Source organism: Bacillus sp. PK3-067 (assembly GCF_056738645.1).
Map to the genome: position 1 here is coordinate 2354473 of NZ_CP096490.1, position 21558 is coordinate 2376030.

The 21558-nt window shown below is 38.7% G+C and carries 2 protein-coding genes; both read left to right on the plus strand.

Features of this window, described 5'->3' with window-relative positions; translation table 11 throughout:
• Nucleotide 1: 1 nt before the first annotated feature.
• Nucleotides 2-6472 (plus strand): non-ribosomal peptide synthetase, encoded by a 6471-nt coding sequence (locus tag M1D73_RS12235; protein ID WP_000503028.1) that lies wholly within the window; start codon nucleotides 2-4, stop codon nucleotides 6470-6472.
• On the plus strand, nucleotides 6469-21351 hold the full coding sequence (locus M1D73_RS12240; RefSeq protein ID WP_208755810.1) for a non-ribosomal peptide synthetase: 14883 nt from the start codon (nucleotides 6469-6471) through the stop codon (nucleotides 21349-21351). Before M1D73_RS12235 ends, M1D73_RS12240 begins: the two co-directional genes overlap by 4 nt.
• Nucleotides 21352-21558 lie beyond the last annotated feature (207 nt).

Here is a 21558-nt window from a genome sequence, read left to right on the forward strand (position 1 = left end):
AATGGGAGACGTTATTGACATATATGGTTTATCACCTTTGCAAAAAGGAATACTGTTTCATACTTTATACGATCAAGATGATGAACATTCTTTTTCCTATATTGTACAAGTAGGTTTCTTGCTCGGGGGGCAATTGGATGTTGCCACTTTTGAAAAAGCTTGGGAATATGTTATTCAACGACATGAGGTTCTGCGCTCAGTATTTGTTTGGGAAGAAGTAGAAAAACCTCTACAAGCAGTTTACGAACGTCTTCCTTTTACTATTCATCAAGAGGATTGGAGTACCTATTCGCATGAGGAGAAGGAGAAGAAATTACAACAGTTTTTGACTGCAGATCGTAGGAAAGGATTTTTATTGGATGAAGCACCATTGATGAGAGTCACTGCGATTAAAGAAGCAAAAGAGGAAACGAGAATTATCTGGACACATCATCATATTTTGCTAGATGGATGGAGTGTGTCATTGGTCTTTAGTGAAGTGATGGAAGTTTATCTCAAGATGATAAAGGGAGAATTGTTGAATCTTCCTAAATCTCTTCCTTATAAAAAATATATTCAATGGATAAATAAACAAGATCAAAGTCAAGCAGAGGAATTTTGGAAAGAAGAATTAAAAGGGTTCTATGCACCTACTCCATTAGCAATGGAAAGAAAGGATCAAGGACAAGAGAAGGGTTATGGAGAGTTTGCTTATCAAGTATCTGAGGAACTTACTGAGAGTTTACAAAAGTGGGTACGAAATAGTCGATTAACGTTGAATACGTTAGTACAAGGTGCATGGGCTTATTTGCTGAGTAGGTATAGCGGTGACAGTGACGTCGTATTTGGCGTAACTAGTGCTGGACGTCCTACTGATTTAATAGGAGCAGAGAATATGGTGGGGCTATTTATTAACACATTACCTACCAGAATTCGATTAACGGATAATGCATCAGTAGTAGATTGGCTTCGTAAAATACAAATGAAAGAAATGGAACGAAGACAGTATGAGTATAATTCGTTGATAGATATTCAAGGCTGGAGTGAGGTTCCGCGAAATTGCTCCTTATTTCATACCTTGTATGTGTTTGAAAATTATCCAATTCAAGGTGAGAGAAATGATGATTTAAGATTACTAGATGTTAAAAGCACGGAACAAACAAATTATCCTTTAACACTCATTGTAATGCCCGGTAAGAAAATTACTTTAAAGTTGATGTATGATCGAAGCTATTTTAATGAAGAAACAATAAATCTGATTCAGAATCACTTATTGCAAATATTAATTCAGATGACGAAGAGCCTAGACTCAAAACTATTTGAAATTACCCATTTAACAGAAGAAGAACAGATACAGTTACTAGAGGAATGGAATCATACTCAAGTTAATTATTCGGCTGAAGGCATGATTCATACGATGTTTGAGGAGCAAGTTAAAAAAACACCGGAAGCAATCGCGGCTAGTTACGAAAATGAACAAATTACCTATAAAGGGTTGGAGAAGCGTGCAAATCAGCTAGCTCATTATTTACAAAAGCATGGTGTAGGCCCAGAGTCTCTAGTTGGGGTATATATGGAACGTTCATTACAAATGATGATAGCGTTATTAGGTATTCTAAAATCAGGAGCAGCGTATGTTCCACTTGACCCTACTTATCCAGAGAGTCGACTTCGATATATATTAGAGGATGCTGGAATCGAAGTACTAGTGACGGAAGAGAATTCTAAAAATTTGTTTGTATCTGAAAATATAGAAACGATTTGTATGAATAAAGATTACACTGCAATTGAAAAAGAAGAAACAACCCCATGTATAAGTGGTGTAACAGGAGAAAATTTAGCGTATGTTATGTATACTTCAGGATCTACAGGGAATCCAAAGGGAGTAATGATTGAGCATCATTCAGTAATTAATTATCTAGAATGGATGCAACATAAATATCCGCTTTCTGAAAAGGATGTGGTCTTGCAGAAAACGCCATTCTCATTTGATGTCTCTGTTTGGGAATTGTTTTGGGGCATTCACGTTGGTGCAAGTGTATCTTTCCTACCTTCAGGTGGAGAAAAAGATCCTTCTATTATAGCTGAAGTGATTAAACAACATCAGGTTACTATAGTTCAATTTGTACCTTCGATGTTATCTGTTTTCTTAGATTACTTCAATCATATTGAATTGAACATGAATTGTTCGTCCGTACGCCATGTATTTTCTGGTGGAGAAGAACTAAGTTCAGGGTTAGTTAGACGTTTTCAACAGAAATGGGATTATAGTGGACAAGTGAAATTAACCAACTTTTATGGGCCAACTGAAGCCACTATTTATGTGAATGCATTTGATATTCAGCCTAATCAAGAATTTGTTTCTATTGGGCAACCAATACAGAACACGCAATTATATGTATTAGACCAAAATCAACGCTTGCAATCAATAGGAATTGAGGGTGAGTTATATATTGGTGGTGCTGGTTTGGCACGTGGATACTTAAATCGTCCGAATCTTACTGCTGAAAAATTCGTTTCGCATCCATATCGATTTGGGGAACGACTATATCGAACAGGAGATTCAGTAAGATATCTAACTGATGGAAATTTAGAATTTATAGGTAGAATGGACCACCAAGTCAAAATGCGTGGTTTTAGGATTGAATTAGGAGAAATTGAAGCGACTTTAGAAAAATGTTCGTTTATTAAAGAGGCTGTCGTATTAGTTAGAGAAGATCGTCCAGGTGATCAACGATTGGTTGCATATGTAATAAGCGATGGAAATACCCAAGAGTGGAGAGAGTATTTACAAAAACAATTACCGACTCATATGATTCCAGCGCACTTTATAGAGTTAGAACACTTCCCGCTTACTCCAAATGGGAAAATTGACCGAAAGGCCTTGCCAGCACCTGATGAGCAAGTTATTGAAGATTTAAATGTGCTACCCCGGACGCCATCGGAAGAGCTTATTGCCTCGGTTTGGGGTCAAGTGTTAGGGATAGAAAATATTAGTATTCAGGATTCCTTCTTTGAACGTGGTGGGCACTCACTACTTGCTACTCAAATCGTCTCTAGATTGCAAGAACTGTTCCAAATTAAAATTCCATTACGTGAACTTTTCAAGCACGATACAGTGGAAGCATTGGCGAAACGAGTGGATCAGTTACGAAAAGAAGATAAAAAACGAGAGGTTGCTCCTCTTGTACCTATGAAACGAGAAGAAATTATCCCACTTTCCTATGCGCAGAAACGTCTATGGTTTATTGATCAATTAATGCCAAATAGTGCTATGTACAATATTCATGCAGCGTGTCGCTTAACAGGTAAATGGTCAATTGAAGCATTGGAGGTCGGATGGAATCAATTGTTGGAGCGTCATGAATCATTAAGGACGACAATTCTAGAACAAGAGGGTGAACCTTTTCAACAGGTTCAATCTCATGTGTTCAGACATATTCCTCAAACGAATCTAACAGATCTTTCTTTGGAAGATAGGGAAAAAGAAATGCAACGCCTTATTCAAAACGAGGCGGAGGAACCATTTCATTTTGGACAAGATCCTCTGATTCGAACACGAATATTGAAAGTGGACAGGGAAGAATGGGTTCTCATTTGTACGATGCATCATATTATTTCAGATGGATGGTCAATGGGAATCTTACTTGAAGAATGGATGGCTTTTTATGAAGGAGCACTAACCGGAAAACCAGTGGAATTGAAGGAGTTATCTATCCAATATGCAGATTTTGTCATGTGGCAGAAGGAATGGCAAAAAGAGGAGAATTTGAATCAGCATCTTCAATATTGGAAGGAAGAATTATCTGGGGAACTACCGGTTTTACAATTACCGATGGATCGTCCTCGACCTGCAGTTCAAACCCATCGTGGTGCAAGTCAGTCCTTAATAGTGGCGAATTCCCTACAGGAAAAGCTCAAAGATTTAAGTCTGCAAGAAGGATGCACTTTATTTATGACATTGATGGCAGCGTATCAAAGCTTCCTTTCTCGTTATACAGGACAGGACGACATTATAGTTGGAAGCCCAATCGCTAATCGAAATGTGAAAGAGATTGAGGGATTAATTGGATTCTTTGCAAATACGTTGGTTTATCGAGCTGATTTCAGTGAAAATCCGACGTTCCAAGAACTTTTGTCGCAGGTAAGAAAAAAAGCGCTAAAAGCATACGAGTATCAGGACATCCCATTTGAGAAAGTGGTAGAATCCGTAAAACCTGAACGGAATACAAGTCATTCACCAATATTCCAAACTATGTTTACTTTACAGAATACGAAACAAGAGTTTCTTCAGCTATCTGAAAGACAAATGGAACTCATGGAAAGCCATGCTTCTGTTGCCAAATTTGATTTGAGTTTATTTGCTTCTGAGACGGAAGAAGGATTATCACTAACCTTTGAATATAATACTGATTTGTTTAATGATACAACCATTGAGCGTATGGCAAGTCATTTTAAACATTGGTTAAATCAAATTGTCTCTCATCCAAAATGTGTACTATCAGAACTGAATATGTTATCGAAAGTAGAATATAAGCAACTACTAGAGGAATGGAATAAATCGCGTGTTATAGATATGGAAGAAAGTACGATTCATACAATGTTTGAAGAACAGGTGAAAAAAACACCAGAAGCAATTGCAGTAGTGTGCGAAGATGAAGAACTAACATATCGAGAGTTGGACGAACGCTCGAATCAGTTGGCACATTATTTACAGAAAAATGGTGTAGGTTGCGAATCATTGGTTGGGATTTGTGTTACACGTTCATCTGAGATGATTGTAGGCCTCTTAGGAATTATGAAGGCAGGAGGAGCATATGTCCCAATTGATCCAGCGTATCCGGAAAGTCGACTGCAATACATTTTAGAGGATACTCAAATAAAGGTACTGGTGACACAGGAAAAGTTACAACAAAAAATGGTTATACCTAAATTCGTTGACGTGATTTGTATTGATCGTAATCGAGCGGAAATAGAACAAGAAGTAACTACGGTATGTATGAGTGAAGTGACGGGCGATAACTTAGCCTATATTATCTATACTTCAGGTTCCACTGGAAATCCAAAGGGAGTAATGATTGAGCACAGGAATACAGTAACAATGATTCATTGGGCGCATCGTACGTATTCCCGAAAGGAATTAGCGGGAGTGTTAGCTTCAACTTCGCTATCTTTTGATTTATCCGTTTTTGAATTATTTGTTCCCTTAACGATGGGTGGTAAGGTGATTGTCACTGAAAATGCTCTACATCTAGAGAAGTTGTCTACCAAAGGTGTAACTTTGGTTAATACTGTGCCATCGGTAGCGAAGGAACTGGTTCGAGTAAAAACAATCCCTTCTTCGGTAAAGGTGATGAATTTGGCTGGAGAACCATTGCCATATTCGCTTGTTCAAGATTTATACGAGAGAAGTACAATCGAAAAGGTGTACAACCTATATGGACCGTCCGAAGATACTACGTATTCCACGTATATGGAATTAGAAAAGGGTGTCATGTATAGGGTACCACCAATTGGTAAACCAATATTCAATACAGAAGTATATGTACTAAGTGCCGAACAAAAAATGGTTCCAATTGGTGTAGTTGGTGAGCTATACATTGGTGGATCAGGGTTAGCACGTGGATATTTAAACCGCCCTGACTTAACGCAAAATCTTTTTATATCGCATCCGTTTAAAGAAGGAGAGCGAGTATACCGGACTGGAGATCTAGTAAGGTATTTACCAGATGGAAATTTGGAGTATGTTGGACGAATTGATCATCAAGTAAAAATTCGTGGGTTCCGGATTGAACTAGGAGAAATTGAAGCGGCATTACAAAGGCATATATTAGTTAACGAAGCTATTGTAATGGTGCGGGAAGATTATCCTGGCGATCCACGTTTGATCGCCTATGTTGTAGGAGACGGGGATGCTCAAAAGTGGCGTGATTATCTCAAGGATCAACTACCAAATTATATGATTCCATCCTATTTTGTTGGATTAAATGCATTTCCACTCACTCCTAATGGGAAAATTGATAGGAAGGCTTTACCAGCACCAGAGAAGCAGGAGATAGCGAGTTGTTATATTGCTCCTCGTACGTCTACGGAAAAAACAATTGTTTCGATATGGCATGAAGTTTTAGGTATGGAAAACATCGGAATTCAGGATTCGTTTTTTGAAATTGGTGGACATTCATTACTTGCTACGCAAGCTGTTTCCAATCTTAAAGAGGCTTTTGGAATCGAGATACCATTGCATGATTTATTTATGTTTCATACGGTGCAGCAATTGGCAGAACAGATTGATCAATTGCTCGATAACAAAAATCAAGAAATGCAGAATGATAGTAAGGAGAATGTAAGTCTTCAAGACTATGTTCAAAAAGAAGCAGAAGTGAGTAATGATGAAGAATTATTGGAACTACTTAAGCAATTAGAGGAGCTATCAGAGGAAGAAGCACAAGGGATATTCGAGAGTAATTTGATTGAGGAAGGGGTAAAAAAATGAGAAGTGATTTACTTGCAAAGCTGAGTTCACTTTCTCCTGAGAAGAGAGCATGGCTTCAGAAGCAAATGCAAAAAAAGGAGAATAAAGAAGCACTCCCGTTGTCTTATGCACAACAACGTTTGTGGTTTATGGACAGATTTAACCCAAACAGTTCTTTATATAATATTCCAACAGTATGGCATCTAAAAGGAAATTGGATACCTGAAGCATTAGAGAAGGGATTCAATCGACTCATTGAACGTCATGAATCATTACGAACTGTTTTTAAAGAAATAGGAGAACAGCCTGTGCAACAAATTGTCGAATTCCTTCCTAGCGCATTACCTGTAAGGGATTACTCTCAACTTCCTCTAGAAGTAAAAGAAAAAGAGGTAGATAGTTTAATTGCGAGAGAAGCGCAAGAACCATTTGATTTAATGAATGGTCCTTTAATTCGTAATCAGCTTGTTCAATTAGAGAAGGATGAATGGTTATTACTGTGTACGATGCATCATATTATTTCTGATGCTTGGTCCATTGGTATATTCATGAATGAATGCCTTGCTTTCTATGAAGAAGAAACAGGCGGAAATCCTGCTAAATTAAGTTCATTATCTATTCAATATGCAGACTTTGCGAAGTGGCAAAAGGAGTGGTTGCAAGGTGATGTGCTAAATCGTCAGCTTACGTATTGGCAGGAAGAATTGTCTGGTGAGCTTCCTATCTTACAACTGCCAGTGGATCGACCTCGACCGGTTAAGCAGACTTACTCTGGGGCTGCGCATCACGTGATTTTTCCTTATAAATTGCTCAGTCAATTGAAGGATATAAGTCGACAAGAAGGATCCACTTTATTTATGACTTTAATGGCCGCATACCAGAGCTTTCTCGCTCGTTATACGGGACAAAAAGATATTCTAGTTGGTAGCCCGATTGCAAATCGGAACCATAAGGGAGTAGAAGGATTAATTGGTTTCTTTGTTAATACATTGGTTTATCGATCAGATTTGAGTGGCACCCCTACTTTTCGGGAGATTTTGAACCAAACAAAGAAAAAGGCGTTAAAAGCTTACGAATATCAAGATATACCATTTGAAAAAATGGTAGAAGCTGTGCAACCTGAACGAAGCATGAGTCATTCCCCTATATTTCAGACCATGTTTACGCTACAGAATATAAAACAAGAACGACTAGATTTGCCTGATAGAAGTATTGAAATGGTAGAAAGTAATATGTCTATTGCTAAATTTGATTTGAGCTTAACTGCCTATGAAGTGGAAGAAGGTCTATTCGTCTCATTTGAATACAACACGGATTTATTTGATAGTAGTACCATTGCACGTATGGCAGGACATTTTGAGAACTGGCTAAATGAAATCACGTATCATCCAGATGAATCATATACAAAGCTGTCAATGTTATCGGATACTGAGCAAAAACAACTCTTAGAAGAATGGAATGATACGGACGTAGTTTATGGTCATGATTGTATGATTCATGAGCTATTTGAGCAACAAGTTGCACGGACACCTGATGCAGTGGCGGTAGTTTATGAGGGTGGAAAGCTAACGTATCAAGAACTAAATGAAAAATCGAATCAATTGGCACATTTTCTACAAAAACGAGGTATCGGACCTGAATCATTGGTTGGTATATGTATTGAACGTTCTCCTGATATGATTATCGGTCTCTTTGGGATTTTGAAGGCAGGTGGGGCTTATGTCCCACTGGACCCAAGTTATCCTGAAAACCGCCTGAGATATATTTTGGAGAATTCACAAATTCAAGTGCTGTTAACAAAAGAGGCACTACAGGACTGGTTACCTAAAGATATTCAAGCAATTTGTTTAGATCGGGATCAAGTGATGATTTCTAAAGAGAGTAATTTAGCTCCGGTAAGTGGAGTAACAGCAAATAACTTAGCCTATATTATATACACTTCGGGTTCGACGGGAAATCCAAAGGGGGTAATGATTGAACATCATTCCGTTATCAACCGCCTACAGTGGATGCAGAAAAAATACCCATTGTCCGGGGAGGATACAATCCTACAAAAGACACCGTTTTCATTTGATGTTTCTGTATGGGAATTATTTTGGTGGTCATTTGTAGGAGCACGTGTTTGTTTACTTCCACCAGGAGGAGAGAAAGATCCTGCGGTGATTGAAGAGTATATTGAACGATATCGCGTGTCCACCATGCACTTTGTTCCGTCGATGTTATCTACTTTCTTAGATTATATGGAACTATATAATTCGAAAAGGGATGTATCGTCTTTAATTCAAGTTTTTACTAGTGGAGAAGCGTTAAACACTGAGCAGGTTCGCCGGTTTAAGGGGATCTTTTACAATGTTCAGCAAACAAAGTTAATTAACTTGTATGGTCCTACTGAAGCAACTGTGGATGTGACTTATTACGATTGTGATTTAGAAAAAGAACCAATGCTTATTCCGATTGGTCGTCCGATTGATAATACAGAGTTGTATGTGTTAGATCAATATCAACAAGTCGTCCCGATTGGTGTGGCAGGGGAACTTTACCTTGGAGGAGTAGGATTAGCACGTGGCTACTTCAATCGACCGGATTTAACTACTGAACGTTTTATTCCGCATCCCTTTAAGGATGGGGAACGATTATATCGAACGGGTGACTTGGTGAGATATATGAATGATCGTAACTTAGAATATATTGGAAGAATAGATAACCAAGTTAAAATTAGAGGATTCCGAATTGAATTGGGAGAAATTGAAGCAGCTTTACATGATCACTCATCTGTAAAAGAGGCAGTCGTGTTGGTGAAGGAAGATCGACCAGGAGATAAGCAGTTAATAGCTTATGTAGTGGGTGAAGGCGATACTGGGGAGTGGCGTGAATATCTCAAGAAGCAACTGCCACATTATATGGTTCCGGCATACTTTTTCAAAATTGAAGGTATGCCACTCACTCCAAATGGTAAGGTGAATCGGAAAGCCTTACTGGAATTAGAAGAACAGTTCATAAGTGAAGATATTACTTCATCACGAACACCAGTGGAGGAGCTTATCGTTTCCGTTTGGAGCCAAGTGTTAGGAATAAAAAATATTAATGTTCAGGATTCCTTTTTTGAAATCGGTGGTCATTCACTACTAGCTACTCAAGTAGTTTCACGTTTACAGGGAATTTTTCAAATTGAATTACCAGTACGTGAACTATTTGAATATACAACGGTGGAGTCACTGGCAAAGCGATTAGATCAGTTACGTAAAGGAGATAAAAAACGAGAGATTCCGCCGCTGATACCAATGAAACGAGGAGAAGCTATCCCACTATCTTATGCCCAACAACGCTTATGGTTCATTGATCAATTTACACCTAATAGTGCCCTTTACAATATACCAATGGTATGCCGCCTTACAGGGAATTGGCTACTTGAAGCATTGGAAACGGGATGGAATCAACTAATAGAACGTCATGAATCACTGCGGACGGTCTTTCATGAAGTGAACGGTCAACCCGTACAGCAAATTGAACCGTATGCTTTTCAATCAATTCCGAAAACGGATTTAACTATGCTTTCTTCTGAAGATCAAGAAGAAGAAGTTAAACGTTTAATTCAACAAGAAACAGAAGTGCCATTTGATTTAACAGAGGGTCCATTAATCAGGGCAAGTATTTTGCACGTGGGAGAGGAAGAATGGATACTCCTTTGTACTCTACATCATATCATTTCAGATGGATGGTCAATGGGAATCCTACTTGAAGAATGGATGGCATTTTATGAGAAAGCAACGGATGGAAAGGTAGCGGAACTTGAACCATTGCCGGTTCAATATGCCGACTTTGCTCAGTGGCAAAAAGGATGGCTAAAGGAGGATGTGCTTGATCAACAACTCCAATATTGGAGGGAAGAATTGTCTGGGGAGCTTCCTGTACTCCAACTTCCTATGGATCGCCCGCGTCCCGCGATACAAACTCATCACGGGTCGATATACACTCTGGTTCTGCCAAGCACGCTACATGATAAATTGAATGAACTTAGTCGAAAAGAAGGGGCTACACTCTTCATGACGCTTTTAGCTGCATATCAAAGTTTTCTATCTCGTTATACGGGACAAGAAGATATTCTGGTCGGAAGCCCAATTGCGAATCGGAATTATAGAGAAATTGAAGGACTAATTGGTTTCTTCGTTAACACGCTGGTTTATCGAGCTAATTTGAGTGGTAGACCGACATTTCAAGATGTACTGTATCAGGTTCGTCAAAAGGCATTGAAGGCGTATGAATATCAAGATATTCCATTTGAAAAAATTGTAGAAGTTGTGCAACCGGAGCGAAGTACAAGTCATTCGCCAATCTTCCAGACTATGTTCATTTTGCAAAATATGAAACAAGAGTTTCCGGTGTTATCTAGTAGAAGTATTGAAATGATAGAAAGCCATAGTCCAATTGCAAAGTTTGATTTAAGTGTAATGGCAGCTGAGACGGAAGAGGGGTTACTTTTTACTTTTGAGTATAATAAGGATTTATTCAATGCTACTACTATTGAACGGATGGCAGGACACTTTGAGAAATGGCTACATGAAGTTTCTCATCGTCCACAAAATCCGTTGCATGACCTGAGTATGCTATCAGAACCGGAGCGTACTTTGTTATTAGAAACATGGAATGACACTGTAATGGAAATGTCTCATCAGGGTCTTGTTTGCGACAGATTTGAGGAGCAAGTAGCAAGGCGTCCTGATGCGATTGCGGTAGTTGACCAAACAAAACAGTGGACTTATGGTGAACTGGATACACAAGCAAATCAGTTGGCAAATGTTTTACAACGAAAGGGAGTAGCCCCAGAGTCAGTGGTAGGAGTTTATCTTCCGAGGTCAGCTGAGCTGATGGCAAGTTTACTGGGCATTTTAAAAGCTGGTGGAGCTTATGTCGTTTTAGATCCGTTGTATCCAAAATCAAGGTTAGAATACATGATTGAAGATGCAGGAATTCAATTTGTAGTGACGGCGGAAGGACAAGAAGGACATTTCGCACACGTCGAAATGGTGAGGTTAGAAGAATTAACGGTGGAAAGCGTAATCGCACCTACACGTCAAATAAATCCAGAGAACTTAGCCTATATTGTCTATACCTCTGGTTCTACAGGAAAACCGAAGGGTGTCATGGTTGAATATCGCTCATTAATGAATATGGTTTCTTGGCATCAGGAAGTTTATCATATTTCAGCAGAGGATCGTGCGACTCAGATTGCAGGGGTTGCTTTTGATTCGGCTGTCCAGGAGATTTGGCCGTATCTAACTGCTGGCGCAGCACTCTACTTGTCAACAGAGGAACTGAGAATTAATCCAGAAGCACTAAGGGACTGGCTCATTGATTCACGAATAACAGCTAGCTTTGCACCTACGCCTATTCTGGAAAGGCTCTTGAAATTATCTTGGCCAGATAAAACGGATCTTCGTTTTATCATTACTGGTGGGGATCAATTAACGCAGTATCCATCTAACGATATTCCTTTTGCGGTAATTAATCAGTATGGGCCATCGGAAAATACCGTTGTTACCACAGATTGTTATGTACCTGTAGGAGTGACAACAGGTACGCCATCGATTGGTCGACCGATTGCGAATACAGAAGTTTATGTGTTAGATTCTCATCTTCAGCTAGTACCAATTGGTGTAATTGGAGATCTCTATATTGGAGGGAAGAATCTTGCACGTGGATATGCTAATCGTCCGGATCTTACAAAGGAAAAATTTATTCCACATCCTTTCAAGTCAGGAGAACGTCTCTATTATACAGGAGACAAAGCAAGTTATCTTTCTGATGGTAATCTCCAGTTCCATGGCCGTATAGATGACCAAGTGAAAATTCGTGGTTTCCGGATTGAATTGGGAGAAATAGAAGCTGTTTTGCAGGCACATTCTTCTGTGAAAGAAGCAGTTGTATTGGTACGAGAGGATAATCAAGGTGACAAGAGATTAGTAGCTTATGTAGTTGGTGAAGGAAGTGTACATGAATGGCGAGAACATCTACAAACACATTTACCAAATTACATGGTTCCAACAAACTTTATTGAGATGGAAGTTTTACCACTTACACCGAATGGAAAACTTGATTTGAAGGCATTGCCTATACTTAGTGAACAATCCGCCGAAAATACTGTATACCCACGAACTCCGCTGGAAGAACTTATCGCTTCAGTGTGGAGGCAAGTGCTAGGAATAAAAGAAATTGGTGTTCAGGATTCTTTCTTTGAGCTTGGTGGTCACTCTCTACTTGCTACACAAGTGGTCTCACGTTTACAGGAAGTCTTTCAAATCAAATTGCCAGTACGTGAACTGTTCGAATATTCAACGGTCGAGGCATTATCAAAACGAATAGATCAGTTACGTAAGGGGAGCGAAAAACGAGAAATTCCACCATTGGTGCCGATGGAACGCGGAAATAATATTCCACTATCTTATGCCCAACAGCGCTTATGGTTTATTGATCAATTTGCACCTAATAGTGCACTTTATAATATGCCAATGGCATGCCGCCTTACAGGGAATTGGTTACCTGAGGGATTGGAGTTGGGATGGAATCAGTTAATAGAGCGTCATGAATCTTTGCGGACGGTATTTCATGAAGAAGAAGGTCATCCTGTGCAGCAGATTCAACCTTATATTTTCCGTCCTCTTCCGCAAATGGACCTAACTAAGCTTTCATTAGAGGAGAGAGAAAGAAAGTTGGAGCAATGGATTCAAACTGAAGTCGAATCTCCATTTGATTTAGAACAAGGGCCATTGTTCCGTGGGAAACTCATAAGAATTTCAGAAGAAGAATGGGTTCTTCTGTGTAATATGCATCATATTATCTCAGATGGATGGTCGATGGAAATCTTACTTCAAGAATGGATGGCATTTTATGAGAATGCGATTGGTGAAAAACAAGCAGAGCTGGAACCACTACCAGTTCAATATGCAGATTTTGCTCAGTGGCAAAGAGAATGGTTGAAAGATGAAGTACTAAATCAACAGCTTGCATATTGGAAGGAAGAATTATCTGGTGAGTTACCAGTCTTAATGTTGCCAATGGATCGTCCGCGTCCGCCAGTGCAAACCCACCATGGATTAACTCATAATGTGCTGTTGTCACGCTCATTACTGGATAAATTAAACGAACTAAGTCGTCAAGAAGGGGCAACGCTTTTCATGACCTTATTGGCATCGTATCAAAGTTTCCTTGCTCGTTATACGGGACAAATGGATATTATTGTTGGCAGCCCAATTGCAAATCGAAATTATCGAGAAATTGAAGGGCTGATTGGTTTCTTTGTCAATACATTGGTTTATCGAGCTGATTTAAGTAATGCACCGGCATTTCAAGAGTTGTTGTCTCAAGTGAGGATAAAAGCATTGAAGGCGTATGAGTATCAAGATGTTCCGTTTGAGAAAATTGTAGAGGTTATCCAACCTGAACGAAATACAAGCCATTCTCCGATTTTCCAAACCATGTTTACTTTGCAAAATACGGGACAGAAGCTACCAGAACTACATGGAAGAAATATAGAAGTAATAGAAAGTAATGCTCCTATCGCTAAGTTTGATTTAAGTTTAACTGCTGCAGAAGTGGAAGAGGGTTTATTACTTACTTTTGTTTATAGAACTGATTTATTTGACAGCTTAACTATTGAATCCATGGCTGAACATTTTGGGAACTGGTTGAATGTAATCGTGGAGAATCCTGATAAATCATTAGCTAAGTTGCCTATATTGTCAGGATTACAGCAAAAACAGTTGGAGGAGTGGAATAATGATGCTGTAGCATATCCACAGGAAAGTACGATTCATCAGCTGTTTAAAGAGCAAGTAAATCGTACACCTGATGCGGTAGCAGTGGTAGATGAAAAACAGAAGTTAACGTATCGAGAGCTGAATGAAAAAGCTAATCAATTGGCCCACTATCTTCAGCAATGCGGAATTGGGAATGAATCATTGGTTGGACTTTGCTTTGAGCGTTCAGTTGAGATGATTGTTAGTATTATGGGGATTTGGAAGGCTGGAGCAGCCTATGTTCCATTAGACCCATCATATCCAGAGAGTCGTCTACGATATATTTTGGAGGACACTGGAATTCAAGTATTAGTTACGAACGAGTCATTGGAAGACTGGATACCTAAAGAAATCAAGATAGTTTGTCTAGATAGGGATCAAGCAATGATTTCACAAGAAAGCATTCTTTCACCAAAATGTGAAGTAACAGGAGAAAACTTAGCGTATGTTATCTATACTTCAGGATCAACGGGGAATCCAAAGGGTGTCTTAATACAGCATCATTCTGTACTAAACTTGTCGCATGGTTTACAAAAAGAGGTTTTCGAACATGAGATACCATCTAACATGCATGTCGGTTTAAATGCGTCAATTGCCTTTGATGCATCTATCCAGCAATTACAAATGCTGCTTTATGGTTCAAGTTTGTATATTATTCCGAATGAAGTACGAAGTGATCCAGAGCAGTTTGTAGCTTATATTAGGGAGAACAAGTTAGAAATCTTTGATATAACACCTTCATTGCTTCAATTACTTATAGATGCCGGATTGTTAGAAACGTGCGATGGCGTTCATGCTCCAAGTAAGGTACTGGTTGGTGGTGAAGCAATTATGCCGTCATTATGGGAACAGCTAGTAGAGACTGATAAAATACAGTTTTATAATGTATATGGTCCTACAGAATGTACGGTTGATGCAACATGCTATCATATCAAAAAAGATAGTAAGAGAGTAACAATTGGACGTCCATTGCCTAACGTCCAAACTTATGTATTAGATAGTAATAGGTTGCTAGTTCCAGTTGGTGTGATGGGGGAACTTTATATCGGAGGAGTAGGTCTAGCAAAGGGGTACTTGAATCGTCCAGAGTTAACATCCGAACGATTTATTTCTCATCCATTCAAAGAAGGCGAGAGGTTATATAGAACAGGCGATCTTGTGAGATATCTTCCTGATGGTAATATAGACTACTTAGGAAGAATGGATAATCAAGTGAAGATTAGAGGATTTCGAATCGAACTTGGGGAGATTGAGTCGACTTTACAAGAGCATGACTTGGTAAAAGAGGTAGTTGTAATAGTTAGGGAAAATCAGTCGGGAGATAAGAGGTTAGTAGCTTATGTAGTGGGCGAAGGTAGTGTAGAAGAATGGCGAGAGTATCTTAAAACAAAACTGCCAATCCATATGATACCTTCCTACTTTGTCGAAATGAAAGAATTACCGCTAACCATAAATGGAAAGGTTGATCGGAAATCGTTACCTATACCAGATTATCAAGGAATACAAGAAGGCTACGCAGCCCCAAGAAATGAACGTGAACATAAGCTTTCTATCATTTGGGAACGTGTGCTAGGTTCAAAACGTATTGGTATTTATGATAACTTTTTTGAAATTGGTGGAGATTCAATTCTTAGCATTCAGATTGTCTCTCGCGCAAAGCAAGCTGGTTTACAGTTGACACCAAAACAACTATTTGAACACCAAACGATTGCTGAGTTAGCGCAAGTAGTCAAAGAAGAACAAGGTGTACAAGCTGAACAAGGAATTATAACTGGAGAGACGATACTTACACCTATTCAGCAAAGGTTTTTTGCACAAAATCATCCTAATCCACATCATTGGAATCAATCCATGTTCTTTAGAACGAAAGAAAAATTGGACATAGGATCACTGGAAAAGGCAGCGCGTAACCTTCTACTTCATCATGATGCCCTGCGTTTAAGATATGAACGTTTACCTAATGGGACTTGGGAACAGTGGAATGAAGGAATTGAAGAACAATTGATGCTGACTGTCATTTCATTAGACGAAGTGCCGGAAGCGGATTGGCATGAAGTTATTCAAAAAGAGATTAATGTTGCACAAGAAAGATTGAATTTACATGATGGTCCTTTAATGAGAATGGTGTATTTTGATGAAGGTGAGGAGAATGGCCGATTATTTTGGACAATTCATCACTTAGCCGTGGATGGTGTTTCTTGGCGGATTTTATTGGAAGATTTGCAAACAGCATATACGCAAGCGGTCCAAGGGCAAAAAATTCAATTACCTATGAAGAGTACATCTTTTAAAGAATGGTCGGAGAAATTACAACATTACGCTCAAACTGGAATATCAAAAGAAGTGCTACATTACTGGGAGGAGCAGGCTGAACAAGACGTAGTTAAATTGCCGGTAGATGGTACTATAAGTAATCCAGTAAGCGCAGTAACTGAGGAAATTACTGTGGTGTTAAATGAGAATGAGACCCGTATGTTATTGCAAGAGACTTTAAGCATTCACCGTGTCCAAATCAATGAAGTATTATTAGCAGCATTAGTACAAGCTACGGCAGCATGTACGGGGCAGCCGATATTGAGCGTAGATTTAGAGGGACATGGTCGAGAAGAGATTATTGAAGATGTTGATTTATCGAGAACTGTGGGATGGTTTACAAGTATTTACCCAGTTCATTTAAATATTACTAGTGCTAATACCCCAATTGCAGCATTAAAAGCAGTTAAAGAACAAGTTCGCAAAATTCCTAATAAGGGTGTTGATTATGGGGTGTTGCGTTACATGAACACAACAATGTGTGAGCCATTAAGCTCCCAATATACACCGTCTATTAGTTTTAACTATCTTGGACAATTTGACCAAATGTTTTCTAGCGATGCAATGTTTATTCCGGAGAACGAATTTAAGCGTTTAGATCATGCTGCCGGTTCCAAGCGATCGCATGTAATTGATGTAATTGGGGTTGTAACGGATGGAAAACTTCAGTTCACTTGGGTATACAATGTTGGACAATTTGCCAAATCAACGATTCAAAGTATTGCACAGAATATGCTATATCAACTGAGTACATTGATTCAATTTTCAGATAGAGAATCTGCACTGACCATTTCGGATTTTGCAATGGCTAATCTTAGCCAAGAAGGTTTGACAAATGTACTAAACAAAATGCATCGCGGAAAGAACAATCAGATTACTGATTTATATCCACTATCACCTTTGCAAGAAGGTATGATTTTCCACACATTGCATGACCAAGGGGATGAACATGTTGCACCGTATATAGTGCAATTGAGTTTTATGATTCGAGGAAAAATGAATATTTCTACATTTGAGCAGGCGTGGAAATCTGTAATTCAGCGGCATGAAATTTTTCGTACAGCATTTGTATGGGACGAAATTGAAGAACCTGTACAAGTGGTGTATGAAAATATCCCATTTAAAGTGAACAAAGAAGACTGGCGTACAATGACAAGTGAAGAGATAGAGGAAAAAAGAAAAGTCTTTTTGGCATTAGATCGAAAACAAGCCTTCCAATTTGATGAAGCACCATTGATGCGGGTAACAGTCATTCAAGAAGGTGAGGAAGAATATCGGATTGTTTGGACCCATCACCATATTTTACTGGATGGATGGAGTTTACCATTAGTATTTAATGAATTACTTACAGTCTATCAGAAGAGAATGAATGGAGAAGCTGTGAAGTTACCTAAGTCCTCACCATATAAGAAATATATCCAATGGCTAAGAGAGCAAGATAAGGAGCAGGCGGAACAATTTTGGAGAGAGAAGCTAAAAGGTTTTACTGCGCCAACTTTGCTGGGCTTAGAAAGTAAAGAGGAAGAAAAAGGTTACACAGAGAAGGTTACGTATTTATCAGAAGAGCAGACTCAAGCGTTACAAGGATGGGCGAAACGCAATAAACTTACTTTGAGTACAGTAATTCAAGGTGCATGGGCATATCTCATGAGCCGATATAGTGGAGAAAATGACATTGTTTTTGGTGTAACAAGCTCAGGGCGTTCTACGGAGATTATTGATGTTGAAAACATCGTAGGTCCTTTCATTACAACGTCACCGACGCGAATTCAATTGATGGATGATATAAAATTAATAGATTGGTTGCAGAAGATACAAGAGGAAGAGATAGAAAGAAGACAATATGAGTATGCTTCTTTGACAGAGATTCAGGGGTGGAGTGAAGTTCCTAGAGGAATACCGCTGTTCAATAGTTTATATGTGTTTGAAAATTATCCAGTGAAAGAGGAGTCTTCAGAAAATCTGGAAATTGGTGAATTGGAAGGGGTAGAACAAACCCACTACCCATTAGGGTTAGCTGTAGTTCCAGGAATCCAGTTATCGTTAAAGTTAATGTATGACCGTAGTAAGTTTAATAGAGTAACCATTGAACGAATGCTGGGTCATTTACACCAAGTGTTAATGCAAATGCTCAAAAACATTGATCAAAATCTATCGGAGCTAGTATATATTACGGAAGCTGAACAAAGAAAGCTATTGGAAGAATGGAATAATAATACTATATCCTATCCACGTGAGAATGCAATCCATCAACTATTCGAAGAGCAAGTACATCGTACGCCTGACGCGTTGGCAGTGGTAGATGAAAAACAGCAACTAACATATCGAGAGCTGAATGAAAGAGCTAATCAATTAGCTCATCATTTACAGAAATGTGGAATTGGGACAGAGTCATTAGTTGGCCTTTGCTTTGAGCGTTCAGTTGAGATGGTTGTTGGTCTCATGGGAATTTGGAAGGCTGGAGCAGCCTATGTTCCATTAGATCCATCGAATCCGGAAAGCCGCCTGCAATATATTTTAGAAGACACGGGAATTAGAGTGTTAGTTACAAATGAGGTATTACTAGGATGGATACCTAAAGACATCAAGACAGTTTGCCTAGATAGGGACCAAGCAATGCTTTCTCAAGAAAGCAAACTTTCACCAATATGTGAGGTAACAGGGGAAAACTTAGCGTATGTTATCTATACTTCTGGTTCGACAGGGAATCCAAAGGGGGCTTTAGTACAGCACCATTCTGTAATAAACCTATCCTATGGTTTACAAAAAGAAGTTTTCTCACATGAGATACCTAGTAATATGCGCGTCGGTTTGAATGCGTCAATTGCCTTTGATGTATCTATTCAGCAATTACAAATGCTGCTGTATGGTTCAAGTTTATATATTATCCCAAGTGAAGTTCGCACTAATCCGGAACGATTTGTGTCTTATATTAGGGAGAATAAATTGGAAATGTTTGATATGACACCTTCATTACTTCAATTACTTATAGATGGAGGATTACTAGAAACAAGTGCTGATGTTCATGTGCCAAGCAAGATATTGGTCGGTGGTGAAGCAATCATGCCGTCATTATGGAAACAGCTAGTAGAGACTGAAAAAATTGATTTTTATAACGTATACGGTCCTACAGAATGTACGGTTGATGCAACGTGTTATCATATCGAAACAGATAGTAAGAGAGTTACAATTGGACGTCCGTTGCCGAACGTTCAAACTTATGTATTAGATAAAAATTTGTTACCTGTTCCAGTTGGTGTAACAGGTGAGCTATATATTGGTGGTGCAGGTATAGCGCGAGGATACTTGAATCGTCCAGAATTAACAACAGAGCGATTCATCCGTCATCCATTTAATGAAGAAGAGCGTTTATATCGTACGGGAGATTTGGTTCGTTATTTACCTGATGGTAATTTAGATTACTTGAGAAGAATTGATAATCAAGTGAAAATTAGGGGCTTTCGTATTGAACTTGAAGAGATTGAAGCGAGTATAGAGAGGCATCCATTGGTAAAAGAAGCAGTAGTTTTGGTGACAGAGGATAAGCTAGGAGAGCAGAGATTGGTTGCTTATGTAGTTGGAGATGGAAGTATGCATGACTGGCGTGAATATCTCAAGACACAAGTACCGAATTATATGGTTCCCGCACACTTTATAAAGGTAGACAAGATTCCTCTTACACCGAATGGAAAAGTTGATCGAAAGGCATTGAACAGTTTAACAATTCAAAGAGAAAATAATTTGTCTACACCAATCATTCCAAGGGATGAAATTGAATATCAGTTGATTAAAATCTGGCAGGATGTGTTACAGATAGAAGATGTCTATGTAAATGATGATTTCTTTAATAGAGGGGGACATTCTCTCCTTGTAATTAAATTGATTTCAAAAATTAAGGAGAAGTTTGGAAAAGAGATTAAGGTGTCTACATTGATTAAGAATCCAACATTGGAAGGAATCGCATGCCTTATTCGTGATAAGCATGATATGACAAAATCTGTATCAGCGCTGGTTCCACTACAAGAATCAGAGAAAAGACCTTTCTTCTGTGTTCATCCGTTTATGGGGAATGTATTCTGTTACATTCAACTAGCAAGATTACTTAAGAACCATTGTTCATTTTATGGTTTACAGAATCCTCTTATAGAAAAGGGAGAAATTGATGAATTGACCTTGCCGGAAGTAATTCAACTTTACATTGAAGAAATCAAACGTGTTCAGCCAGAAGGTCCATATCGTCTTGGAGGATGGTCTTTAGGCGGTGCGATTGCTTATGAAATCGCAACTGTACTAAAGAATCAAGGTGAGGAAGTTGAGTTGTTGATACTAATGGATACTAAAGTACCTTCAGAGCAGGACTATAAAACAACGGAGGATATGCTCTCATATATATATGAGCATTTCATTTCTAGAGATTTTACTGAGCGGGGGGAAGGCCTCTTCCATGAACAAGATATGCTTGTAGAGCGATTACTTATGGAAGGAGTACTCCCGCCTGATGCAGATCTTATGAATTTGAAGCAAGTTATCAATGCTCATAGGAAATGCCTGAACATAATGGCAGATCATGATTTAATACCATACTCTGGAGAAGTTCTCTATTTTAGTGCTGAGGAAGGAAAAGAGTTGTTTACAGATTGGGGACCTTTATTAAAAGGAAGAGTAAATAAGTATTCTGTCCCTGGATCACATGAGGAAATAGTAGACTTCCCCGCAGTTGAAAAGATAGCTAAGTACCTATTAAATGAATTTGAAGAGATAAAAGAAACATCCCTTTCATTAACTGAAAAGTAGAGAGTGCAAAAGATGCAACGCTATGAACGAAAAGGGCAGCCCAATAACTGCAAATAAAGTGTAGGCAATAATGAATATATCAAGAGTATTACTTTTTAAGAGGATAATGTAAAAAGTAATTGGTAGAGACATAGAAATCTTTGTAATAGAAGCGAATGCCTGATGATATTACTGAGGAAAGGTGCATATTTTCATTGATATGTAAAT